We start from the raw sequence: 24,232 nt of genomic DNA, 5'->3' as shown, positions 1-24,232 counted from the left end.
TCTAGAATATCCAAACTGAGTGGTAGATCAATTCCGGCGCTCTCTAAAGCAACTTGTATCCGCCCATGACCCTCGCAAATTGAACTCAATGCGAACTCTTAGCAACATCTATTGAGGCTGAGCCCGTTTAACTGCCACACGACAAGAGCTTCAATGGCCGCCTGCGCGAAAACTGGCTCTCAAACCGCGCCTTCAAATCCTACGACGACATCGTCGATCATTGCTGCCACGCCTGGCGAAAGCTCCAGAGCCAGCCATGGAAAATCATGTCTATTGGTAGACGGCAATGGGCGCATGGGTTCTGATCAATGAGGATTGGTATAAGCGCAAGTTCAAGAGCGACGCTTTCGAGGCGACCCACAGCGCTTGATGGGCAATGATCTTGAACCGACGTTAATATGGTGTTTCGTTCTTCGCCTCGATTGAAATTTTGTCCCATCCTGGCCTTACGAGCAAAGAGGGACGAGGAGCGCCCGTTCTTCTTATACCGGCGATCTTCTTCGCTGGCCGGTCCGCGGCAGTCCGTGCGGGGCGTAGTTTGTCTGGCGTCCTTCCAAGTGGGCGGCGATCGATCTCTCTAGCTCACCAGCCAGATGTCGATGCCCTATGGCGCTGAAGATATGCGCCATGCTCCTTGACGCCAACGAGAGCACCGTCACGCACGATCGTGCTGCCGCGCACCATGGTCAGAACCGGCCAGCCTATGATCCTCATGCCCTCATACGGCGTATAGTCCGAGCCGTCTTTCAGCAGCGTGTGCGAGATGGTGACTTCACGTTCCGGATCCCAAATGGCGATGTCGGCATCGGCTCCGACCGCAATGGTTCCCTTGCGGGGATAGAGGCCGTAGGTCTTGGCGTGATTGGTCGAGGTCAGGGCGACGAAGCGGTTGAGATCGATGCGTCCTTTGACGACACCTTCGGAGAAGAGGATCGGCAGACGGGTGGCGATGCCCGGAATGCCATTCGGCACCCATCGGAACGACGTTCGTCCCTTCGCCCGCAACTTGCCTTGCGGATCATTGTAGCGGAACGGCGAGTGATCGGACGAGAAGACCGAGAATGTCCCCGATTGCAGCCCCTCCCAGCAGGCGATCTGGCTTGCCTCGTCGCGCGGCGGTGGCGAACAGACATATTTCGCCCCCTCCATATTGAGCCCGTCCAGGTCATTCTCCGTGAGCACCAGATATTGCGGGCACGTCTCGCCATATACCTTCAGCCCCTTGCTCTGCGCGCGGCGGATTTCCTCCATGGACTCCCGGTTGGAGACATGGACGATCATGACCGGGACATCGACGATCTCGGCGAGCGAGATCGCGCGATGGGTCGCCTCCCGCTCGACCGCGATCGGCCGCGACGGCCCATGGTAATAGGGCGCCGTTTTTCCGGCCCGTTCGAGGCGATCGGTCAGGAAGCGGATCGCATCATAGTTCTCGGCATGAACCATCACCAGCGCGCCGGTCGCGCGCGCCACGTCCATGACCTCGAGCATCTCGCGGTCGGAGAGTGCCAATCCCTCGTAGGTCATGAACACCTTGAACGAGGTGTAGCCATCCTCGACCAGTGCCGGCAATTCCTGCCCGAGAACGTTCGGAGTCGGGTCGGTCAATATCAGGTGGAAAGAAACGTCGACGTAGCAATTGCCCTCGGCGAGCGCATGATAGTCGGCGACCGCCTGACGCAGCGACTGGCCCTTCTGCTGCATGACGAACGGCAGCACCGTGGTGTTGCCCCCGAAGGCGGCGGAACGCGTGCCGGTCTCGAAGTCATCGGCCATCACGGTTTCGTCGCCGGTCGGTTGGGCGAGGTGCACGTGGCTGTCGATTCCACCGGGAAGAACGAGCTTGCCGCTCGCATCAATTACCTGCTCCGCTGGGCCCAGGTCGTGGCCAAGTGTGGCGATGACGCCATCGCGGATGCCGATGTCGCAGCGAAAGGTGTCGGCAGCCGTGGCGATGGTTCCGCCACGGATCACGGTGTCGAAGGGTTTCATGCCATTACCTCGCTGTGGATCGCGCCGTTTGGCAGTCTTGTCCGATGTTCGATCCGGTCTGCGAGCGGCCCCTCCATACCAAGGGTCGGCTTCGGTTCGGGACGCCGAAAAGTGCCGGCGATCGCCTTGCGCGGCTTGAGCGCGACGAGGGCCTCCGCTTGTTTTACTGCCGCGGCGATCTGGTCCACGACCGGCACGGGGATACGATCGCGCACCTTGGCGGCAAGGCCGGCGAGTGGCGCACCCGCGAGGATGACGACATCTGCCTCGTCCTCCTCGACGGCACGATTGGCGAGCTCGACGAGCAGTGCCTCCTTCTCTTCCTGGACGCTGGAGATCGAGCCGAACGTGCCGTCGAGCATACGGATGCCGGCGCAGCGATGCTCCAGGCCGTGCATGGCCACGCACTCATGGTACCAGGGCCCAAGCGCACGGGCGAAGGTCACGATCGCGAAGCGGCGGCCGAGCATGCAGGCGCTAAGCATGGCGGCTTCAGCCATTCCGACGACGGGAATGTCGAAGAGTTCGCGCGCACCGAGAAGGCCGGGGTCACCAAAGGCTGCGATAATGGCGGCATCGACATGATCGTGGTGTTCCGCCAGCATTTCGAGCGCGATCGCACCGCCGATCTGGGCCTCGGCCCGGGTCGCGATGTAAGGCACGCCGCGGCTGGCCGTTACGGGCACGAGCGTGGTGCCTAGCGCCGCGACCTGCTGGCCGACCGCAAGCAGGAGATCGGTGACGCCTGCGGAAGTATTTGGATTGAGCAGAAGAATTTTCATGATTTCTACCAGTTGGTTGTTTCAGGCGCCGACGGCGTGGTTGATGTCACTTTCATCCGCAGCATCCGCTTGCGTCTGCAGGACGTCGCGAACGACGTCGCCGGTCCGCGTCACATGGTGAGCCAGGATCTTTCCAGCCATCTCGCTGTCACGTTCTTCGAGAGCCTTCAGCAACAGGCGGTGTTCCTCGACGGACTCGTCCCAGCGTGCGGGCGATGAGAGAGCGAAAAAGCGAGCGCGCTCGGCGCGCGAAAGAAGCGCCTCGTGCGTGGACTTGAGCGCGTTGTTCTTTGCGCCGGCGACGATGAATGCATGGATTTGCTGATTGACCTGGAAGTAGTTCTCGAGCTCGCCGGCCTCGTAATGGCGCTCCATGCGATCCTGCAGGGTTCTGAGACGCTGAAGGTCCCGCCTCGTCATGCGTCTCGCCGCGAGCTCGGCTGCGGAGCGCTCGATACAGGCGACAGCTTCGAAGAGATCGGCCAGTTCCTCCGGTCGCAGGGGCGCAACCACGGCTCCGCGATTGAGCCGCAGTTCCACCAGCCCCTCGGTGGCGAGAAGTTTGAGCGCTTCGCGCAATGGCGTGCGCGAGACCCCGAGCGCTTCCGACAGATCCGCCTCCGTCAGTTGCAGCCCCGGCTGGAGCTCGCCAGTCACGATCAGCGCCCGGAGCCGCGTCGCCGCCTCTTCATGCAAGCCGGCACGCGCCACACGCAGGCGGGCCTTGCGTGTCCTTGGCAGTTTCAGCGTCCTGGTTTCACGCGTCATCGATGAAGTCCCTGTTTCCGGCGGCCGTGGCATGCATGTTAGGCATTTTCGAACGCGCGAAACAGTGAGCCCCAGCCTCGAAGGCGTGTGGTATCCACACCGGCAAGGGAAAGGCTTTTCCAGATGGTCGTCGCAATCGAGTCAAAGACCGGAATGCCGAGCTCCCGCTCCAGCGACGTAACGGAAGGCGCCGCGCGCATATTGGTGCAAACGATCGCCACGGCATCGCAGCCTTGGCGCGCGACTGCGCGCACCATTTCCCGTATCTCCGCGTCAGTGACCTTGGCGAAGGAGAAATTGTCCTGCAGGCCGCAGTGCCGTTCCGCGTGGCAGTCGAAACCGGACGCGCCCCAATTCGCCGCAATCCTCGCCTGTACGTCGTCGATGTAAGGTGTCACGAGGCCAATCTTCTCGACGCCTCTCGTCTGGAAAATTTCTCGGAAGGCAAGGACTGACGTACAGGCGGCGATGCCCGTCGCCTCGGTGATACGCTCGCAGAGCCGTTCGTCGCGGTCGAAACCGAGCCAGCTTGCCGATGTTCCGTTCCAGGCGATCACGTCCACCTTGGCGTGGGCGAGCAGTTCGGCCGCTCGCAGGATTTCGCTGTCGTCGAACTGGCCAAGCGCCTGTGCGGACAGCGCGATCTCGGTCACCTTGAAGCGCGAAAAATGAGCCGTGACTTCGGGTAAACCGGCAAGCATTGCGGTCGTCACGGGTTCCAGCACAGTGTTGGACGACGGGGTCAGCATGCCGAGCCGGATAGTTTGGGTCATCTCACTGGATCCTTGTCTGTTCGTGATGGGAAGCATGGCCCTCCCGGTGGGAGGGCCATGCCGTGCTGCCTTAAACCGGCAGCTTGCGGCTGTAGTCGATCGCAGTCGAGCAGGCGAAGAGAGCGACACCAGCAGCTGCAAAGAACATCATCGCGAGGAAATAGGACCCCGTGATTTGCACGATGAAGCCAACGATGATCGGGACGCTGATGCCGGCGATGTTGCCACCGAGATTCATGCAACCGCCGAGGAACCCGGCACGGTCACGGGTCGCCAGGATCGACGGGATTGCCCAGTACATGCCGCACCAGCGCAGGAAGAACAGCGTGATGGACAGGAGAGCAACGACCGCGATCGCATTGCTGACGAAGGCGACGGAGAAGATCGAAACGGTTGCGACCACGGCGGCAATACCGAAAAGCGTCCTGAAGACGAGGTTTGGCGAACCGCCGCGCGCACGCCAGGTATCGGCAATCCAGCCGCCGGCGATTTCGCCGACGAAGCCGGAAAAGAAGATCACGAAGGTCGCGCCGCCCAGCGCCTTGATGTCGAGGCCGTGCACCTTGAACAGGTAGTTCGGCAACCAGGTGAGAAGACCGTAGAACACGGCGTTGAAGAACATCCAACCGCAGCACATGAACCATACCGAGCGGTGCTTGAAGTAGGCAGCACGACCCTGGCCGGTCGAATGCGGCGACGCGGCGTCTTCAGCGGCGTGGGCCTCCTCGATGTAGCGGGCCTCGGCCTCATTGACCGAGGGATGTTCGCGCGGCGAGTTGCGGATGTACCACCACGCCCACAGGCCGCAGACCATCGTGCCGGCGCCTGCGACGACGAAAGCCATGCGCCAGGAGTCGAAAACAGCGATAAGCCACGCGATCACGACCGCGCCCAGCGCCGCACCCAGCGGCGCACCGCCATCGAGCAGGGTCGCGCCGCGCCCACGCTCGTTCTGGGTCATCCACATCGCATTGAGCTTGCCGCCGGCCGGATAGATCGGAGCCTCCGCGGCGCCGAGACCGAGGCGGGTCAAAACCAGGACGAACCAGCTCGGAGCCATTGCCGCAATGGCCTGGAAGAAGCCCCAGCCGACCGTTGCCGCCGCAATGACGGCGCGCGGCTTGAAGCGATCGGCCAGCATTCCGCCGGGAACCTGCATGAACGCATAGGTCCAGAAGAACGAGCTCAGGATCAGCCCCTGCGTTGCAGGATCGAGATTGAACTCCTTGGCGATAATCGGCATCGCAACGGAAAGCGACGCGCGATCGATGTAGTTGATGGAAATAAGAAACAGCATCAACAGAAAGATATTCCATCGAACGCTGCTGCGTTTGCCTCCGATTTCACCGGCGGCCGTTGTGACAGTCATGCTCAAGTCCTCCCTTGGCCCGTTGAGATTGCGACGCCGCTCCTCTCCAGCATCGCAATTCAAGCAGAAGCTAAACCGAGGCGGCCGGCTCAGCAACGAAATTTTGCATTCTGCATGCAATCTATATCTAACACATTGATATTACATGTATATTAATGAACATATTTTCGCGAAAATGCTCTAGTTCGCTAGATTTATCCGGCGCCAGCGCGATTGCCGAAATAATTCGATTTGGATTGCGGGCAAAAACACGAACAGCCGCTACTGCCTCGTCGTAGCGGCTGTCGAGGATGCGGCGGAACTCTGCGCGCACGGGAACCGCAGAGCGCCAAGCGTCTAGATGGATGGCCAAAGGAGGCTCTGGTGCTTTGATATTAAGGCGTCTCCGCTGAGAGCAGAATGCTCTGCAGAGTCGCGCGAAAGAGGAAACGTATTGTGCCCCCCTGTTTAGGTGAAACGCAATGAAGTGCTGCCAATTCCAATGAAATCCGCCGTCACCGCAGCGCCCGGTTCCACAAAAACCATTCCGGCGTAGGAGCCAGTCGTCACCAGTGAGCCGGCCCTGATGCCGCCGCGGCTTCGCACGCAATGGTCTACGAGCCATAGCAAAAGCCAGCGTGGATCACCGGCGGGATTGCCGCCGCGCTGATCGGCTTTCACGACGCCGTTGATCGTCAGGCGCACATGGGCGTCGGCGAGCCCCTCGCCGTCCCAGGCGATTCCCGCGGGATCGTAGACGAAGCCGCCGTTGCTCTGATTGTCGGCAAGTTTCCAGAGTGGATCGGCAGTTTCCCAATCCACCAGCCTTGTATCGACGATCTCTATTGCCGCGTGGATGGAGGCGACGGCGGCGTAGACCTCACTTTCGCTCAAAGGCTCGCTGCGCGGCGCAATATCGCGACCAATACGGAAAGCGATCTCGGGCTCGACACAGTAGATGTTCAGATCTGAGGACGGCCATTCGGTCGGCCCCGCCTTCATGGCACTCGCGAGCAGGGGAGCTGCATTCGGCGTGGCATCTGGTGACTTTGCGCCCACCTTCCAGCCGCCAACCGGCCCGAGGTGGTGCGCGACGGCGTCTTGTACTAGGTAGGCCGCGTCGGCGTCGCGGGGGCCGGGCGAGAGAACCCGCGCCAGTTTTCTTGCTCTCCTGCTTTCGATCAGCAGCGAGGCTGCCTCTTGGATATTGAAGGTCATGATGGTCTCCTGAACTCGAAAATGACTGTCAGCCGATCGGGGGCCAGCGATCGACCCACGGATGGGCGCGTTCGTATTGCGCCGCGACACGAAGCAATTCCTCGTCATCGCCGAAGCGGCCAACGAGCTGGAAGCCGATCGGCAGACCGGAATGCGCCGGCGCACATGGAATGCTCGCACCCGGCAGACCGCCAGCATTGGCAAAGGCGGTGAAGACGGCGTGCCCTCGAGGACCGACCGGCGTGCCGTCGATCCTGTCGGGATGGCTTGTCTGTGCGGGCCAGGGAAGAGCTGCGGCGCTTGGCGTCATGATCAGGTCATAGGATTGGAAGAACTCCGCCAAGATCGAGCGCATTCTGGTAACGGCATCGAGCGCGCCGACATAGTCGGCGGCCGTCAGCCTCGCGCCATTCTCGGCCATTTGCCGAAGCGGCGGTGAGATCTGCGACAGATCCCTACCGTGTATCAGCCAGGCAAGTCCCGCCGGCCCGACGACCGACCAGATCCGATCGAGCGCCTCCAGATCGACGGGCACCGACCCTTGATCGACCACATGCCCGAGCGCCTGGAGATTGATGGCGGCCGCCGCAACACTCGCCGTAATCTCCGGATCGACAGGTGAACCGCCGAAGTGCTGCACGAAAAGAATGCGCAGTCTTTTCGGATCACAATCGGTATCAGCTTCGGCCCGCGCAAAAACCATCGATGCACGGTCGTGCGGATCGCCGCCGCTCATGGCGCAAAACACCAGCGCAGCATCCGCCACAGTGCGCGCGATCGGTCCAATCGCCTCGAAGTCGTGGAGGATGACCGGCAAGCCGTCGGCGCGCGCCACCCGGCCCGGCGACGGCTTGAACCCGAAGAGCCCGGTGTGAGATGCCGGCCGGCGGATCGAACCGCCACCGTCCGTCCCGATCGCAACCGGTCCGAGACCCGCGGCGACCGCGGCGACCGCGCCGCCGCTCGAACCGCCTGGGGTCAGCCGCACGTCCCAGGGGTTTCTGGTCGGCCCGAACAGCGGGTTGTCCGTGTAGCCCTGAAGCGTGAATTCGGGCACGTTCGTCTTGCCGAGGATCACCATGCCCTCGGCCCGCAGCCTCGCCACGGGAAGCTCGTCCTCGTCAGGAACATGGCCGGCGAACAGCCGGCTGCCCCAGGTTGTCCGCATCCCCCTGACGGGAATATTGTCCTTGACGGTGAGCGGCACGCCGTCGAGCGGGCCGCACGCCTTTCGATCGCGCCAACGGCGTTCGCTTTCGGCGGCCGCCCGCAGCACACCCTCACGATCAAGTGTCACAATCGCATTGAGACGCGGGTTGACGTCCTCGATCCGATCGAGGATGGCGTTCATGATTTCAACCGGCGAGATTTCGCGGGCGGCATACGCCCGCGAAAGAGTTCCGGCTCCAAGTGACCAAAAGGCAGCAGTTGTCGGCATCAGTTCATGTTCCTCGGCAGCCACAGGACAAGCTCCGGCGCAAACCATAGGAGCACGGTAAAGCCGAGCATGATCGCCACGTATGGCCAGACTCCGGCGATGACATCGTTGATCGAACCGCCATCCTTGCGGATGCTTTGCACGACGTAGAGATTCATGCCGACCGGTGGGGTGATCATCGCGATCTCGCTCATCAGAACGATGAAGATGCCGAACCAGATCGGATCCACACCAAGATGAGTGACGATCGGATAAGCGATCGGGATGGTCGTTACCTGCATCGACAGCACCTCCAGGAAGCAGCCGAGGATCAGGTAGAACACGATCAGGATCAGGATGAACTCCGTTGGCCCGACCCCGAGCGAGGAAACGAACTTGGTCAGCTCCTGCGGAATGTTGAGGAAGTTGAGGGTTACGTTGAGGATGAACGAGCCGCAGATAATCAGAATGATCATGCCGGTGATTGCAGCGGTGTTACGGAAGCACTGATGCAGAGACGAAAGATCGAAGTGGCCGACCGTGAGCGCGAAGCCGAGCGCGATGACGACGCCGAGCGACGCCGCTTCCGTCGGAGTGGCCCAGCCGAGATAGAGGCTGCCCATCACAAATCCAAAGATGACGAAGGGCGGTACGAGGTGACGGGAGAGATTGAGCTTTTCACTGAATGACAGCTGCGCTTCGACGAGACCTGCCCCTCTCCAGTTCGAATAGGCGATGTAGCTCATGAAGATGAGGGTGAGCAGGATACCCGGGATGACGCCAGCGATGAATAGCTTGCCGATCGAGTTGTTGGTGATCGAGCCATAGACGAGCATCGCGACGCTCGGCGGAATGAGGATGCCAAGCGTGCCGCCAGCGGCAAGCGACCCGAGCGCCTGGCGCTTGTCGTAGCCACGCTCGTGCAGTGCAGGCAGTGCTACTGTGCCGATTGTCGCAGCAGTCGCCACCGACGAACCACATGTTGCCGCAAAAAGAGCGCAGGACGCCATGTTGGAATGGAGCAACCCGCCGGGCAGTCGACCCAACCACGCCGACAGCGAGACAAACATCCGGTCGGCAAGACCGCTGCGGAGCAGGATTTCGCCAAGCAGGATAAACAGCGGGATGGCGGTCAGCAGATTTTCGTTCTGAACACTCCAGATCACGCTGCCCATGGATTCGATCATGGGCAGGCCGACGATCGCTAGACCGCCAACAACGCCTGCGCCGGCCATGACGACCGCAACGGGCACGCCCAGCAAAAGGACGCCTAGAGCAACAAGAAAGGCTATGGATATCGTTGTGATGCTCATCAGATTCTCCTACGTCGCTCAGCGGCGGTCCAGGTCCTGCAGTTCATCTTTGATCTCTTCGACGGTTTCACGCGGGCCGTAGGTTCGGTTGAGAACGCTCGCCTTACCCGTCAGCAGCAGTGCGGTAGCGTGAAGGGCCATGGCGACCGCAACGACGGCAAAGACCACGAGCGATGCGTACCAGACGCCCTGTGGGTAGATCAGAGGGGTGGCCCATGGCGTCGGTGCGGTACTTTGATAGGTCAGCGTGTCGAGGAGAATGGTCAGGCACACCCAGGCGAGCATTACGCCGAAACCTGCGAGGAGAACGATCGAGAGCCAGTTCAACAGCGTCTGCAGGACCTTTGGCAACTTCAGATGAAACAGCTCGATGCGAATATGTGCGCGGTCGACCAGCGCAGTCGTAAAGGCGAGCGAGGAGCCGACGGCAAGCGCATAGCCGCCGAGTTCGTCGACGCCCTGGAGCGAGAAGCCGAAGAGCTTTCGGCCCAGCACCTCGAGCAAGACCAGCACTGCAAGTGCAAGGAAGATATAGCCGGTAATGTTGGCAAACAGCGCCCCAAGTGAGCGCAAAGCGTCGGAGAAATGCGCGGCCTTTGCCGGCGGAGCCGAGCCGAGCGTCGTGGGTTGGGTATGTTGCATGGGATCCTCTATCCTCTCGTTGATGGCAAAAAGGCCTCCCACATGGGAGGCCCTCGCTCATTGCGGTTACTGGAGCCCGATGGTCGGCCCGACCAACTTCTTCCACAACTCGCTGCAGCCGGGATAGGATTTCTCGCACACCTGTGACCATGCCGGGAACGAGACCGTCTGGACGGCGCCCTGCACCGTTTTCAGGTCCTCGTCCGTGACCGGCACTTCGGTCATCGCGAATTTTTTCACGGTCGTGCAGGGTTCCCTGCCGACATTGCAGCGCGAGGCGTCCTCGAAGAGTTCTTTCGAGTAGCCCCAAATATCATCCTCCAACGCCTTGAAAGCCTCGGTCAGCTTTGCCTGCTGCTCAGGCGTAAATTTGTTCCAGCTATCGAGATTGATAGCATAGGCATTGAGAGCAATCTGAAAGCCAAGCGGCATGAAGTGTGTCGCTACCTCGGGCCAACCCGCCGTGTTTGCCGAGCTTGGGCCGGTGATGGCACAGTCGACGACGCCCCGCTGCAGCGACTGCTGCGTCTCACCGAAGGAGATGGTGACGGGAATGCCACCGATCTTTTCGATGAACTGGGCGAGCGACTGGTCGTAGACGCGTACCTTCTTGCCCTGCAGATCAGAAAGCCCGCGAATTTCAGCGTTGCAGAAAACCACCTGCGGACCGAACGGCCAGATCGCCAGCAGCTTGCCGTTGAACTGATGCTGCAGCCGCTTATCGAACTCTTCGCGATAGGCGTCGACGACCTTGCGCGCCGTCTCGTAATTGGCATTGACGCCGACCAGGTCCGCGCCGAGCAGGAACGGTTCATCGCGCGAGGCCTGAGCGATACGCAGGGTTACGATGTCGAATAGACCGGACTTGAGGACGCGCAGTCCCTCACTGTCCTTGATACCGATAACGTCCATCGGCTTGTAGTCGACGGCAAGCGGCAGGCCCGTCGTCTGTGCCAGATTCTCGAAGAACGGCTTTTCCTTGTTCTGCTGAATAAGACCTGTGGCAAGCAGGTTACCGGCAACACGCAATGAGATGTCCTCGGCACTGGCTGCGCCAGCGAGAAGACTTAACCCGAAAGTAAGAGAGAGAAGCTTTCGCATGATTTTCTCCATTGGTTCCCTACTGGTGGTTTGTTCGGCGCCGGTTGACCGGCGTTCTCGCGATGACTGGCCGCCTTTGTCTATTCTGCGGCGTGCGCCACCGATCCCGCATTTCCATTGAGGTATTTCATCGCCGCCTCGACGCCGCCCGACCGGTGCGGAATGCCACACACAGCCAGCCCCATCTCAACGCCGGCAAGCGTGCCCATCACCATCAGGTCATGGAAGTCACCGAGGTGGCCGATCCGGAACACCTGGTCGGCAAGCGGTCCAAGACCATTGCCCAGCGACATGTTCGAGCGCCTCAGAATCTCGGCGCGCAATCCATCCGCCGAATGTCCTTCCGGAAGGCGCACTGCCGTCAGGGACGAGGAATATTCGGCCGGGTTCCGGCACTGGATTTCCAGGCCCCAATGGATAACCGCGCGCCGCGTGGCCTCGGCCGCCCGGTCGTGTCGGGCAAAGACGTTGTCCAACCCTTCCTCGTGCAGCATGTCCAGCGCAACCTTCAGGCCCTGAAGCAGGTTTGTCGCCGGCGTGTAGGGGAAGTAGCCGGTTCTGTTGGCCGCAAGCATATCTTCCCAGTCCCAGAAGGAACGCGGAAGTCGGGCCTTCTTCGCCGCCGCCAGTGCCTTTTCCGAGATGGCGTTAAAGGAAAGACCCGGCGGCAGCATCAATCCCTTTTGCGATCCGCCGACGGTTACGTCGACGCCCCATTCCTCGTGGCGATAATCGATCGAGGCCAGCGAGGAGATCGTATCCACCAGAAGCAATGCCGGGTGGCGCGCGTTGTCAATGGCGCGCCGGACGGCGGCGATATTGGATGTGGCGCCCGTCGAAGTCTCATTGTGAACGACGCATACCGCCTTGATGGCGTGGCCCCTATCCTCCCTCAGGCGTGCCTCGATGAGACCAGCATCGGCGCCCGTGCGCCAATCCCCCTTGAGGAATTCGGCGTTGATGCCAAGCCGTCCGGCCATCTTGTTCCAGAGCGTGGCGAACCAACCTGTCTCGAACATCAGCACATGGTCGCCGGGCGACAGCGTATTCACCAACGCCGCCTCCCACGCGCCGGTTCCAGAGGCCGGATAGATGATGACAGGACCGGACGTCTTGAAGACGGAGCGAATCCCGGCCAGCACCGCCTCGCCCAGTTTCTGAAATTCCGGCCCGCGATGATCGATGGTCGGTTTGGCGACGGCCGCCAGTACCGGCAAAGGCGTGTTGGTAGGACCTGGGATCTGCAAGAAGTGTCGCCCGCTATGCGTCATCGTATGAAACTCCTCCCTTTGAATGCCTCAATGTTAGAAAATTTGCATACAATTTATCGACTGGCAACGGCAAATTTGCATTCGAAGAAAACTTGCGCAGTTTGACTCAGCATGGGATGATACCTAAACCAAGAATGGCATCGGCGCAGCTTGTTCCGTCAAACCACTTGATTGCGGCCGGCCATTGGTTATGAACGATGCAGGAGCATCGGGAGGAAGATGTGGAATATGAACAGCTGCAAGCGGCTACAATTTTGAATGCAAAAATCGATGAAGAAGTTGAAAGCCTGCACGATGGAATCTTGAGCAAGCTGCGCGATTTCATCGTCGAAGGTCATCTTCGCCCAGGCGATCGTGTCCCCGAGCGGCAACTCTGCGAGAGTCTCGGCGTTTCCCGCACGCCGCTGCGCGAGGCACTCAAAGTCCTGGCCGCCGAGGGTCTCATCGAACTCTTGCCAAACCGGGGCGCTCGCATTCGCGAGTTCACGCCCGACGACGTGCGCGAGTTCTTCGAGATGCTGGCGGGCATGGAATCAACGGCCGGCCGGCTGGCCTGCGAACGCATAACCGAAGCGGCGATCGGGGAGATCGAGGCGCTACACTATCAGATGTACGGGCATTACATGCGCCGGGAACTGCCCGAATATTTCCGCCTGAACCAACTCATACACGAACGTATCGTCGCCGCTGCGGGAAACCACGCGCTTGAGACCTATTACCATGGACTGACCGCGCGTATGCGCCGGTTGCGCTACTCTGCGAACACGATCAAGCGGGATCGATGGGGCCAGGCCATGCGCGAGCACGAGCAGATATTGGACGCGCTCAGACGTCGGGACGGTCGGGAACTTGCCGAAATCCTCCATGAGCACCTGATCCATAAGTGGAACGCGACCTGCGAACCATTGGGGACCTCGGAAGTGGAATGAACGCAGCCGTTGTCAGGGCAGTCGAAGCCCGCACGGCACACTCTTCCGCGGTGTTGATTTAAGCACGGCCATCCGGGCAAGGGGAGTAGCGACCTGATAGTGGGCATCCGTCGGAGGGGCACGCATATCCGGCGTTCTCTATTTCGCGATGCAGGAGCGTTCATTTGGGGCGGAACAGCATCGGACGACGCAGCAACGACAGGGAGTCGGGGGACGTAAATGCTCGTGAAGATTTTTCGTAGACCTCTTGTCACGGCATCGATCGGCTCGTGTTTTGCTGAGCCCGCCTTCGCCTCACAGGGCGGCCTGCCCGGCGCTGCAATGTCCCTTTGGTGGGCGCTGCCATTTACCGGCCTGTTGCTTTCCATCGCAACCGGTCCCCTGCTCTACCCTCACTTCTGGGAACGCCACTACGGCAAAATCACCGTCGGCTGGGCGATGCTGACCGTGCTGTCGATGTTGCTGTTCCATGGCCCGGCTGTCTCGGCGGAAGCGGTACTGCATGCACTGCTCGTCGAATACATGTCCTTCATTATATTGCTGTTTGCGCTGTTCACGATAGCCGGCGGCCTCCTGGTCGCCGGCAACATTCACGGCTCACCGCGCAACAATGCGGGGCTGCTTCTGATTGGAGCTGCACTTGCCTCGGTTGTTGGGACCACCGGCGCCTCGATGATCATGATCCGCCCGGTGATACGCGCCAACGACAATCGCCGCTTCAATGCGCATGTCGTTGTATTCTTCATTTTTTTGGTGTCGAACATCGGCGGCTCTCTGACCCCGCTCGGCGATCCTCCGCTTTTCGTCGGTTTCCTGCGCGGCGTCGATTTCTCCTGGACCACGACCCATCTCTATAACGAGACATTCCTCGTGGCGGGCATCGTTCTCACGGTCTTTGTCGCGATGGACTGGGTGCTCTACAGGCGAGAGAAACCGTTCCCCAGATTGAATGACCCGACGCCGGACTCGCGCATACGCATTCGCGGGCGCTTCAATTTCCTGCTGCTTGCCGGTGTCATCGGCGCAATCCTGCTCTCGGCCGCGTGGGACCCACACGTATCGTTCAGCATTCTCAGCGTCGAAGTCGAACTGCAGAATCTCGTCCGCGATGCCTTCACACTGGCGCTGGGCCTTCTTTCGCTTGTGGTGACAAAAAAGGAATACCGCGCCGCCAACAGCTTCTCCTGGGGACCGATCCGAGAAGTCGCAAAGCTCTTTGCCGGCATTTTCGTTTGCATTGTCCCGGTTATCGCCATGCTGCGCGCCGGAGGCGATGGCGCGTTCGGCCCTCTGGTGTCGTTGGTTACGACGGAATCGGGCGCGCCAAATGATCTCGCCTATTTCTGGCTCACTGGATTGCTTTCTTCGTTTCTGGATAACGCACCGACCTATCTTCTCTTTTTTGAATTGGCCGGCGGAGATCCGCATGTCCTGACGACGACGCTGTCGAGCACCTTGACCGCGCTCTCCACAGGCGCGGTGTTCATGGGCGCGAACACCTATATCGGGAATGCACCCAACTTCATGGTTTATGCCATAGCTCGCGAACGCGGCATCAAGATGCCGAACTTCTTCGGCTACATGCTCTGGTCAGGGGCGGTCTTGATTCCGACTTTCCTCGTTGCGAGCTACGTCTTCTTCAGCTAGGCGATCGCCTGGGCCGTATGAAATGGCCGCAATGCGCAAGGTTGCAAAACGCCGTCGCTCAGGCGGCACACCCGCAGCCATTCTTGGCGTCGGGTCCACGGCCTCGCCCACCCTTCAGCACGAAGCGACCGGCATGGGGCGACTGGCTGAGCCTGAATAGCAACCGCTCAAGGGCGTCGCGCCCTGAGTTCCGCACGATACATTATGCGATCCCAGGCGCCGCACCAACCCTGACCGCCACAAGCTGGCCAAAAATGGCGCGACGGCACCGGGCGCGGGCAGTATTGCACTTGCCTATCAGGATCTCGGTGGTTCTGTTCGCTGGTTCGGAAAGCCGCATCCAGCAATTTACCAGCATGCGTTGTCGCTTCTTAACAACGTGGCGGCGGAGCGCGTGATCTGCATCGGCGATAGCATCGAGCATGATATTGCCGGCGCAGCCGGGTCTGGCCTCGCTTCCTGTCTCGTCAGAACCGGGATCCTTGCGGCCAGTTCCGACAATGATCTCGCATCGATCATTGCCGCGCATGACGCGCGTCCCGACTTCCTGATGGACAGTTTCAAGGCGTAAGAGCCTGAAAATGTATGCGAGACACATTTTGTGTTTGCGGAATCATCGATCCGCGTAAGAAATGCCACTCCGGCAAGGGAGGCGCCGGAGTGGCTTTGCTCAGAACAGCGCCACGACCTTGTCCGCGATGGCGTGTCCGAGCTTGATGTTGGTCTCGGCAGAGAAATGGATGCCGTCCACGCCGTCGGTCGTGACGTGGTCGCCGGCGGCCAGGAACTCGACCTTGGTGAAGTCGGCGAGCGCCTTGTAGAGGCCGGCGAGCTGTTTCGACTTTTCGTAGCCGCCGACGAACATGCCTTCGAACCACGGATCGAGCATCGATGCTAGCGGCGGCGGGGCGACGACGAGCACCTTCGGCGCCGGATAGGGCGTGCCGACCCCGCCGGCCGAGGTCAGCACCTGCCCGACCAGCTTGCCCATGCCATTGGCGATCTCATAGGGTGTGCGGTGGAAATAGGATTTCGTATCGTTGGTGCCGAGCATGAGGATGACGAGATCGAGCGGCAGGTGGCTGGCGAGTGCCGAGGGCAGGTAGGCGCCGCCGTTCAGCCGCGGATCGTTCGGGTCGTCGAGACTGGTGGTACGGGCGCTCAGGCCCTCCTCGATGATGTGGTAGCCGTCCCCCAGCTTCGCGGCCATCGCGCCGGTCCAGCGCTGCTCGTAGGGATAGCGCAGTGTGGGGGCGGATTCCTTCACGGGGATCCAGCCCCAGGTCAAAGAATCTCCGAAGCACAGGATTGAGCGCTTTTCCGCCATTTATTCCTCCTTGAATGGCTGTTGATATCACTTGCCGGCGCGAAGGCCGTAGAAGATGGCCGCAAGCAGGATGATCAGGCCCTGGGCGACGAGTTTTCCTGCATCACCCACGCCGAACATCGTCATCACCACGAAGAGGAAAGCGAAGCAGAGCACACCGAAGAACGGTCCCCAGACGCCCCCCTCACCCCGCCCGAAGACGACTCCGCCGAGAATCGTCGCGGCGACCGACAGGATCGGCAGATCGAGCCCGACGCGCACACTGCCGACGGCAATGGAAGCCGTCTGCACCAGCGCGGCTATCACCGCCATCAGTCCGGCCAGCGTGTGGGCAAGGATGACGGTGCGCTCTACTGGCACGCCGGAAAAATGCGCGGCCGGCATGCTTTCCCCGACTGCGGCGACGAAGCGGCCGAAAACGGTCTGCGACAGGAGCAGTGCCATCAGCGCGGTGAGCGCGATCCAGAAAAGCACCGGACTCGGCAAGCCAATGAAGCGGGTGTTGAACAGCTCGGCGAAGATCTTCGGCACGTCGCCCGGCGGCTTGCCGCTCGAAAGATATTGCACGAAGCCGACAAGCACGATGGACAGTGCCAGCGTGACGATGACCGCGGAGACCCGGCGCTTGGCGACCATCAGGCCGTTGAAGAGGCCGATGGCAAGGCCGGTCGCGAGCGCCGGCACGACATAGAAGCCGAGCGAGGCGCCGGGGAAGATGCCGGACGAGATGCAGTAATTGATGAGAAGGATGACGCCGCCGCCCGAAAGGTCGATCGATTTCACCCGCATGACCAGAAGCTGCCCGAGCACGAGAATGCCGAGCGGCACGACCTGGCGCACGAAAACGCCGAGCACGTTGGCATTGAGCATCTGCGGGCGGGCGACGAAGAGGATCACCAGCAGCACGACGAGCAGATAGTAGGACGGCGGAACCTTGGAGACGCGCCGGAAGAGGGTCGAATTGACGAGAGCCGACATGATCAGAGTCCGATCTTCTTGCGCGACTGGAGTGCCACGACGGCCATGAGCAGGATGCCCTTGATCGCCGTCTGCACGAAAGGCGTGATGTTGAGCAGGTTCATGCCGTTCGAGAGCAATGCCAGAACCGCGACGCCGATGACCGTTCCATGCAGGCTGCCGATGCCGCCGGAGAGTTGCGTGCCGCCGATGGCGACCGCCGTGATCGCATCGAGCTCCATCAGGAGGCCGACATTCGGATCGCCCGAGACGATGCGGCCGGCAAGGAACACCCCGGCAAGGGCGGCGAACAGCGCGCAGATCACATAGGCAAGCAGGATGTTGCGGCTGGCCTGGATACCGAAGTTGCGCGCGGCATCAGTCGAGCCTGAGGCGAGACCGCCGCCGATGGCAAAGAGATGCAGGCCGTAGCGCGAGCCGTAAAGCAGCTTCCAGGCGACCAAGAGCGTGACGATGCCCCAGAAGAGCGGCAGCGGCAGGCCGAGGATCGAGCCCTCGACCAGCCAGCGCACGCCCTCCGGCACGGCACCGCCGGAGACCGGGCGCAACACGCGGGTGATGCCGAGCACGACATATTGCATGGAGAGGGTCGCGACGATCGGATGCACGTTGAGCCGGGCGACGCAATAGCCGTTGGTGGCGCCGATCAGGCCGGCGAGCAGGAAGACGCCGGGAATGGTGACATAGCCCGGCAGATCGAGGGCGAGAATGGCCGTCGTGAAGCTGACGACCGAGCCGGTCGAGAGATCGAGACCGCCGACGAGCACGACGAACATCTGCCCGACCGCCGTGATCAACAACGGCATGCCCTGCGCGACGAGGTTGGCAAGGTTGCTCCACTGGCCGAACTGGCTGGTGGTCGCGGCAAGCCAGAGCGCCATGGCGAGCGTAATGACCAACGGCAGCAGCCAGAGGCCCTGCCGACTGCCGCGACCGGTGAGCAGTTTTCCAAGGGTGGAAGAAGAGGGTGTCATCAGGCTTTTCCGTCCGTCATGCGCTGAGCGCCGCATCGAGAATGCCGTGCTCGGTTGCCTCCGCAGCGCGCATTTCCGACACGACCGTATTGCCGTGGATCACGTAGAGGCGGTCGCAGAGGCCGATCAGCTCGATCGTCTCGCGCGAGAGGACGAGCACCGCACCGCCCGATTTCGCAAAGTCCCGCAAGATCCGGTAGATTTCCGCCTTGGCGCCGACATCGACGCCGCGCGTCGGCTCCTCGATGAGGAGCAGGTCGGCATCGGTGGCAAGATAACGCCCTAGCAGGACCTTCTGTTGGTTGCCGCCGGAGAGCGCGCCGACCATGGCGGACGGTCCCGACGCCTTGACGTTCAGCCGCCGCATCGTTTCCGCGATGACGGCGCCGTGGCGCTTCGCGGCTTTCAAGGCCGGGCGTCCGGCATGCAATGCCGTGACGATGTTCTGGCCGACGGAGTGATCGAGGAACAGGCCCTCGTCCTTGCGGTCTTCCGGCACAAAGGCGCCACCGAGCGCCTGCCAGCGCCGCACGCCGCTTTCCTTCGGCACGGGAAGCCGGATGGTGTTTCCACGGCGCGACACCGTGCCTTCGACCGGTGAAAACTGGCCGACCAGTGCACGCAGCGCTTTCTGCTGCCCCTGCCCTTCGAGCCCGGCAAAGCCGACGATCTCGCCCTTCTTCACCGTGAAGGAAAACGGCTGGTTGTCCGCCTGAAGCCGAAGACTAGATACCGAGAGCGCCACATCTCCCTCCCCGTCGCCGCGCTCCGGGAAGAGATCTTCAAGCTCACGCCCGACCATCATCGCGATCAGGGATGTGGGCGTCATCTCCGCGAGCGGCCGCGTACCAACCAGCTGGCCATCCTTCAGCACCGTCACCACATCGCAGATCGCAAAGATTTCGTCCATGCGGTGGGAGATGTAGACGATGGCCTTGCCGGATTCGCGTAGTGCCCGGATATGCCTATTGAGGACTTCGACATCGGCGGCGTTCAATGCCGCCGTCGGCTCGTCGAGAATGAAGACATCGGCGTCTGCATCGATTCCGTGGGCGATCTCGACGAATTGCCGTTCGGCGATGGAGAGCTCCGAGATCAGCGTATCCGGATCGAGTGTCAGACCAAGGCGGCCGAGCGCGCCCTTCGTCTCCTCGCGCATGCGCCGCCGATCGATGCCGCCGAGGTGGCCGGTAGGTTCGCGGCCGAGGAAGATGTTTTCTGCAATCGTCATGTTGGGAAGCAGTGACAGCTCCTGAAAAACCGTCGATATGCCGGCTTCGAGTGCGGCGCGCGGATTGGTGAAACTGGCGGTCCGGCCCGCGCGGCGGATTTCGCCGCTGTCCGGCTGGTGCACGCCGGCCAGGATCTTCATCAGCGTCGATTTGCCGGCGCCGTTTTCACCCATCAAGGCATGTACGGTGCCAGGCGCCAGCGCCAGTGACACGCCGCGAAGGGCGACGCTACCGCCAAAAGCCTTGGATATGCCGGCCATTTCAATGAGATGCGACATGGATTTCCTCCCCAGATGACGGGAGGCAGGTAGACGCCCCGCCTCCCGGCTCGGTCGCCTACTGCTTGGCGTAAAACTCTCTGAGCTGCTCTTCGGAAAGTTCCGACGGCCACCAGACATTGGCCGACAGGTCGTCGCGGTAGTATTTCTTGACCTTTTCGACGTCCCAGCCCGGCGGGTTGTAGTTGTAGTGCTTGTGAAGCGCCTTGCCCTCCAGAAGCGCTACGGCAGCGCGGATGCCGGCAGCGCCCTGGGCCGGACTGTATTCCGACGAAACCGACTTGAAGCCGTCGGCGATCCACTGGCCGAAGAAGCCATTGTTGCCCTCGCCGGAGATCGGCGGGATGACCGCACCGAACTGCTTGAACACGTCGACGCAGGCGCGCGTCATGTCCGCACCCGACGACCAGATGCCGTCGACATTCGGGTCATTGAGGTAAAGCGTCTCGCAGACCTTCTTGGCCTTGTCGTACTGCCAGTCGCCGTGTTCCTCGGCGGCGATCTTGATCTCGGTGCCTTCCAGCGATTGCTTGAGGCCGTTGTAACGGTTCGTATCCTCCGGATGGCCGGCAAGGCCGCGCAGTACCCAGATATTGCCCTTGCCGCGGAGCTCCTTGACGAGGAAATCGCCCATGACCTTGCCGAAATGCTCGGCACCGCCCTGGATTTCCGTCGTGTAGGCCTCGGATTCGATGCGGCCGGTGTGCAGTACGACCGGAATGCCCGCCGCGATGGCCTTCTCGATGCTGGCATTGGCCGAGGTCGAGGTGACCGGCTGGACGATCATCGCATCCACTTTCTGGGCGATCAGGTCCTCGATATCGGCAACCTGCTTCTTCTGATCGAAGCCGGCATCGAGCAGGATGAACTTGCTGATGCGCTTGTCGCGGTCGGCGGCGGCCTGCGCCTCATGCGCGACCTGTACGGTCCAGGTATTGGCGTTGACGCCAAAGCTACTCATGCCGATGACCCAGGGCGCATCCTTCTTGTACTTGCCCTCTGCCACCGTGGGGTTGTTTTCAGCGCGGGTCGTGACGCCCTCGAGCAGCGGCACCTCCTGCGCCAAGCTGTTCGTTGCAAAGACCACGCCGGCCAAAAGAACCGACAGGCCGATTTTCCTGATGCTGCTGCTCATACTTCTCCTCCAAAAGTAGGCGTCCAACGGGGGAATTGCCGTCCGGAAGGCATGCGGCATCGGCAGCCCGCGACGCATGTCCGGTGCTCGTGCACAGCCTTTGTAAACGACCTGAACTCTCCTCCGGCCGACACAAAACCACTGGCGTTTTCGACTGTCAATAGTTATTCAGACTGAATGAATAATAGACCATCCTTGCAAATCACCCCTGCGGATGCGAAGTCTGAACCCGAAAAGCGGGCATGCGACCCGGTGGAGGAGACAGTGACGCGGACCGTTCTATGCTTCGGGGATTCCAACACCCACGGCCAGATTCCCGGCCGCGGACCACTCGAACGTTATGCCCGAGGGAAACGCTGGGGCGGCGTGCTGGAAGGGCTGCTAGGCCCCGGTTGGCAGGTCGTCGAGGAGGGTTTGAGCGGCCGCACGACCGTTCATGATGATCCGATCGAAGGCGCACTGAAGAACGGCCGCACCTATCTGCGCCCCTGCCTGCAAAGCCACACGCCACTCGACCTCATCATTATCATGCTCGGCACCAACGATCTGAAGCGGCGCTTCAACATGCCGCCTTCGGAGGTCGCCATGGGCATCGGCTGCCTCGTGCACGATATACGCGAGCTTTCGCCCGGCCCCGCCGGCCACGATCCGGAAATCATGATCGTCGCCCCGCCGCCGATGCTCGACGATCTGCGTGAATGGGAATCGATCTTCTCCGGCGCGCAGGAGAAATCCCGCAAGCTGGCGCTGGAATTCGAGATCATGGCGGATTCGCTGGAGGCGCATTTCTTCGATGCCGGCACGGTCTGCCAGTGCTCGCCGGCCGATGGTTTCCACATCGACGAGGCGGCCCACCGCCAACTCGGCGAGGCGCTCGCGCAGGAAGTGCTGGCGATCGGGTGGGCCGATGCGTAAGCCCTTCTCTTTAGCCGTGACCGCCGCCCTTTCCGGGAAGGATTGTCGCCTTGCCTGACATGCGTTTCGCGCCGCCCAACCCGCTTCGCATCGCGGACCGCGCCAGCGGCCTCAACTCGCTGAGCGTGCGCAGCCACAACGAGCGCCTCGTCCTCTCGCTGCTCCTGCAGAACGAGGCGACGACCCGCCTCGAAATCGGCGAAAAGACCGGACTTTCGGCGCAGACGATCTCCGTCATCGTACGGTCGCTGGAACAGGAAGGCCTCGTCGTGCGCGGCGAGGCGCAGAAGGGCCGCGTCGGCCCGCCGACGACGCCGCTGATGCTGAATTCCGATGGCGCCTATTCCGTCGGTGTCAGCGTCGGATACCGCAACACCCATATCGTCGTCGTCGATTTCATCGGCAATGTGCAGCATCATCGCGTGATGCCGCACAGGACGGCCGATACGTTCGACGCGCCGGAAGCCCTGGCGCTCGAGATCCACCAGGCCATTGCCGGCCTTTCGGAAAGCCGGCAGACGCGCATTGCCGGCGTCGGGCTGGCGCTTCCTACCCCGCCGATCCGCTCCGGCCCGGACCATGATGTCCTTCACCGCTATCTGGAGGCTGAGCTTGGCCTACCCGTCTTCGTGCAGAACGACATAACGGCGGCCGCCGCCGGCGAGAGCCTGTTCGGCGCAGCGCGGCAATTGCAGGATTTCCTGTTCTTCTATCTCGGCGCCCGCCTGCACGGTCGGCTCGTGCTCAACCATCAGATATACAACGGCAATTCGCCGCTCAGTTACGATGTCGGCGTGCTGGCGCTGGAGCGCGCTCTGCCGGAAGGCGATCCGGTGGCAGCAAAACTCTGGGACCAGGACACGTTCTGGCCGCCCATGGAGCCGGCGTTTGCCGCCTGGCAGCAGGCCTGCGCGGAGAGCCTCGTCAGCTCAACGCGATCCCTGTTGCAATTCATCGAGCTGAAAACCGTTATTCTCTCGTCCTTCGTTCCCGCAGAAATCTGCGCAGCACTGTGTGCGCTCATGCAACAGGAAATCCCTTCGGTGAACGCCGTCGTCGGCAGCACCTCCGCCGCCCCCAAGGCTGTCGGCGCCGCGAGCCTGCCTTTCAGCTCGCGCTTCATGGTAAACTGACCCAAGCGATATGCCGAGCAGGTTAGGCATGCCACACCCGAATTCGTGACGGTCAACCGCGCGACCGGCGCCGACACGTATGAGATCATGCGGAAAGCAGATTCCGGCCAGCCATCCGGGCTGCGGCGCCTCATCAACCCGTGGCCAGTTCCGGTCGATACATGGCCTTTATCAACCAAAGACAGCAATAGTCTTGCTGTCTAGGGATTGCCATGCGATTCTTCGGGCATGATCCGAAGGAGATGAGAATGTCGGAAACGATGCTTGCAGCGCTGACCAACATTCGGACCGCGGAAGATATGATCGTGGCCTTTCGCGATGAGGAGCAGTGTCGGCGATTGCTGGAAAGCATGGTGTGGCCGGCTGGGAGAGTTTGCCCTGCCTGTGGTTACAAACGCTCGATCGCGATTGCCGGGCGCGATATGGGCAAGCGACGTGCGCGTCCGGGTCTCTATCAATGTTCCAGCGGTGATTGTCGGTTCCAGTTCACGGTGACGACCCACACGCCTCTGCATTCCACAAAGCTACCTTTGAGTCTCTGGCTGAAGGGCATGTGGCTTGTGCTGCAGTCGGATAAAGGATTGTCCTCGGTGCGCCTGGCCGAGGCTCTGGGGGTGAGCCAACCCACGGCCTGGCGGATGGGACACGCGCTGCGTCTCATGACGGCGCGCGAGCACATGCTCGATGGCACGGTGGAGATCGACCATTTTCATCTCGGTGGGCGACCGAGAATAAATCCGGATGATCCACCGCCTGGACGAGGCCGAAAAGGTCTACCGAATACCCAGAAGACGCCTGTCATGGTGATCGTGCAGCGACCAGATGACGTCACACCCGGCACTCCGGCCGGTGACGCGCGTGCTGCGGTGGTGACTGGTCTTTCGCTACGTGCAGCGGCGCGCGCCGCCGAACCGCAGATCGACCCCGATGCCTACTTGATGGTGAGCGTCCGGTGAGCTGGTTTTGTTGAGGCGGTTATGTGGCGCAAGTTACGTCACAGATGATTCATTTGTGACGTAACAAGGTACGAATGGCCAAGGTTGAGATCCTAACGGGTGC

At 61.4% G+C, this 24,232-nt stretch carries 21 protein-coding genes and 2 pseudogenes; 7 read left to right on the top strand and 16 right to left on the bottom strand.

All coding sequences use genetic code 11. The annotated features are described in order from the left end of the window. Positions 1-161: 161 nt before the first annotated feature. A pseudogene (locus BC363_RS34805) lies at positions 162-305 on the top strand (IS630 family transposase); the annotation flags it as partial. Positions 306-582: 277 nt separating this feature from the next. Here the strand turns inward: BC363_RS34805 and hydA are convergent. The 11 genes from hydA to BC363_RS27080 all read right to left on the bottom strand — a co-directional run bounded on the left by hydA (position 583) and on the right by BC363_RS27080 (position 12,625). Then, complete coding sequence (gene hydA / locus BC363_RS27130; RefSeq protein ID WP_065785954.1) at positions 583-1,992, bottom strand: dihydropyrimidinase; 1,410 nt, start codon at positions 1,990-1,992, stop codon at positions 583-585. Then, on the bottom strand, positions 1,989-2,774 hold the full coding sequence (locus BC363_RS27125; RefSeq protein WP_065785953.1) for an aspartate/glutamate racemase family protein: 786 nt from the start codon (positions 2,772-2,774) through the stop codon (positions 1,989-1,991). Before BC363_RS27125 ends, hydA begins: the two co-directional genes overlap by 4 nt. Positions 2,775-2,795: 21 nt before the next feature. Continuing rightward, positions 2,796-3,542: a GntR family transcriptional regulator gene (locus BC363_RS27120; protein WP_065785952.1), complete on the bottom strand. Its 747-nt coding sequence runs from the start codon at positions 3,540-3,542 to the stop codon at positions 2,796-2,798. 38 nt (positions 3,543-3,580) lie between these two features. Next, positions 3,581-4,315 (bottom strand): aspartate/glutamate racemase family protein, encoded by a 735-nt coding sequence (locus tag BC363_RS27115; protein ID WP_065785951.1) that lies wholly within the window; start codon positions 4,313-4,315, stop codon positions 3,581-3,583. A gap of 70 nt (positions 4,316-4,385) precedes the next feature. Beyond that, a complete protein-coding gene (locus BC363_RS27110) occupies positions 4,386-5,684 on the bottom strand; it encodes an MFS transporter (RefSeq protein WP_065785950.1) in 1,299 nt (432 codons plus the stop codon). A gap of 447 nt (positions 5,685-6,131) precedes the next feature. Next, on the bottom strand, positions 6,132-6,881 hold the full coding sequence (locus BC363_RS27105) for a fumarylacetoacetate hydrolase family protein (RefSeq protein ID WP_065785949.1): 750 nt from the start codon (positions 6,879-6,881) through the stop codon (positions 6,132-6,134). Positions 6,882-6,909: 28 nt separating this feature from the next. Beyond that, positions 6,910-8,319, bottom strand: a complete 1,410-nt coding sequence (locus tag BC363_RS27100; RefSeq protein ID WP_065785948.1) for an amidase — start codon at positions 8,317-8,319, stop codon at positions 6,910-6,912. Next, the gene (locus BC363_RS27095) at positions 8,319-9,611 is read right to left on the bottom strand and encodes a TRAP transporter large permease subunit (RefSeq protein ID WP_065785947.1); all 1,293 of its coding nucleotides are present in this window, start codon (positions 9,609-9,611) and stop codon (positions 8,319-8,321) included. Before BC363_RS27095 ends, BC363_RS27100 begins: the two co-directional genes overlap by 1 nt. A gap of 18 nt (positions 9,612-9,629) precedes the next feature. Beyond that, positions 9,630-10,253, bottom strand: coding sequence for a TRAP transporter small permease (locus BC363_RS27090; RefSeq protein ID WP_083222677.1), 624 nt, complete (start codon positions 10,251-10,253; stop codon positions 9,630-9,632). 66 nt (positions 10,254-10,319) lie between these two features. Next, positions 10,320-11,354, bottom strand: a complete 1,035-nt coding sequence (locus tag BC363_RS27085) for a TRAP transporter substrate-binding protein (protein ID WP_202618625.1) — start codon at positions 11,352-11,354, stop codon at positions 10,320-10,322. Between the two features lie 80 nt (positions 11,355-11,434). Beyond that, positions 11,435-12,625, bottom strand: coding sequence for an aminotransferase class V-fold PLP-dependent enzyme (locus tag BC363_RS27080; protein ID WP_065785945.1), 1,191 nt, complete (start codon positions 12,623-12,625; stop codon positions 11,435-11,437). Between the two features lie 197 nt (positions 12,626-12,822). On the opposite strand from BC363_RS27080, the gene BC363_RS27075 reads away from it, so the two are divergent. The 3 genes from BC363_RS27075 (at position 12,823) to BC363_RS27065 (ending at position 15,772) form a co-directional block, all read left to right on the top strand. Further along, positions 12,823-13,554: a GntR family transcriptional regulator gene (locus BC363_RS27075; protein ID WP_083223669.1), complete on the top strand. Its 732-nt coding sequence runs from the start codon at positions 12,823-12,825 to the stop codon at positions 13,552-13,554. Positions 13,555-13,773: 219 nt separating this feature from the next. Beyond that, entirely contained in the window at positions 13,774-15,201 is a 1,428-nt protein-coding gene (locus BC363_RS27070) for a sodium:proton antiporter (protein ID WP_083223668.1), read from the top strand. 244 nt (positions 15,202-15,445) lie between these two features. Continuing rightward, positions 15,446-15,772, top strand: coding sequence for an HAD hydrolase-like protein (locus BC363_RS27065; RefSeq protein ID WP_083223667.1), 327 nt, complete (start codon positions 15,446-15,448; stop codon positions 15,770-15,772). A gap of 99 nt (positions 15,773-15,871) precedes the next feature. On the opposite strand, the gene BC363_RS27060 is transcribed toward BC363_RS27065, so the two are convergent. From BC363_RS27060 to BC363_RS27040, 5 genes are read right to left on the bottom strand one after another with little or no spacing between them, the layout of a single operon-like run. After that, the gene (locus BC363_RS27060; protein ID WP_065785944.1) at positions 15,872-16,528 is read right to left on the bottom strand and encodes an SGNH/GDSL hydrolase family protein; all 657 of its coding nucleotides are present in this window, start codon (positions 16,526-16,528) and stop codon (positions 15,872-15,874) included. A gap of 27 nt (positions 16,529-16,555) precedes the next feature. Beyond that, positions 16,556-17,506 carry an ABC transporter permease gene (locus tag BC363_RS27055; protein WP_065785943.1) on the bottom strand — a complete coding sequence of 317 codons (951 nt, stop codon included), beginning with the start codon at positions 17,504-17,506 and terminating at the stop codon, positions 16,556-16,558. 2 nt (positions 17,507-17,508) lie between these two features. Further along, positions 17,509-18,480 carry an ABC transporter permease gene (locus BC363_RS27050; RefSeq protein WP_065785942.1) on the bottom strand — a complete coding sequence of 324 codons (972 nt, stop codon included), beginning with the start codon at positions 18,478-18,480 and terminating at the stop codon, positions 17,509-17,511. 16 nt (positions 18,481-18,496) lie between these two features. Further along, a complete protein-coding gene (locus tag BC363_RS27045; RefSeq protein ID WP_065785941.1) occupies positions 18,497-19,990 on the bottom strand; it encodes a sugar ABC transporter ATP-binding protein in 1,494 nt (497 codons plus the stop codon). 58 nt (positions 19,991-20,048) lie between these two features. Continuing rightward, the gene (locus BC363_RS27040) at positions 20,049-21,125 is read right to left on the bottom strand and encodes an ABC transporter substrate-binding protein (protein ID WP_065785940.1); all 1,077 of its coding nucleotides are present in this window, start codon (positions 21,123-21,125) and stop codon (positions 20,049-20,051) included. A 264-nt stretch (positions 21,126-21,389) separates the two neighbouring features. Here BC363_RS27040 and BC363_RS27035 point away from each other — a divergent pair, with 264 nt between their 5' ends. The 3 genes and pseudogenes from BC363_RS27035 to BC363_RS27025 all read left to right on the top strand — a co-directional run. After that, positions 21,390-22,040, top strand: a complete 651-nt coding sequence (locus BC363_RS27035; RefSeq protein WP_065785939.1) for an SGNH/GDSL hydrolase family protein — start codon at positions 21,390-21,392, stop codon at positions 22,038-22,040. Between the two features lie 59 nt (positions 22,041-22,099). After that, positions 22,100-23,173 (top strand): ROK family transcriptional regulator, encoded by a 1,074-nt coding sequence (locus tag BC363_RS27030; RefSeq protein WP_065785938.1) that lies wholly within the window; start codon positions 22,100-22,102, stop codon positions 23,171-23,173. A 248-nt stretch (positions 23,174-23,421) separates the two neighbouring features. Then, positions 23,422-24,114: pseudogene (locus BC363_RS27025) on the top strand (IS1595 family transposase); the annotation flags it as partial. Between the last annotated feature and the right edge of the window lie 118 nt (positions 24,115-24,232).

The organism is Ensifer sp. LC384, from assembly GCF_001695865.1.
Lineage (GTDB): Bacteria > Pseudomonadota > Alphaproteobacteria > Rhizobiales > Rhizobiaceae > Ensifer.
This window is presented reverse-complemented; position numbering and strand designations above follow the sequence as displayed.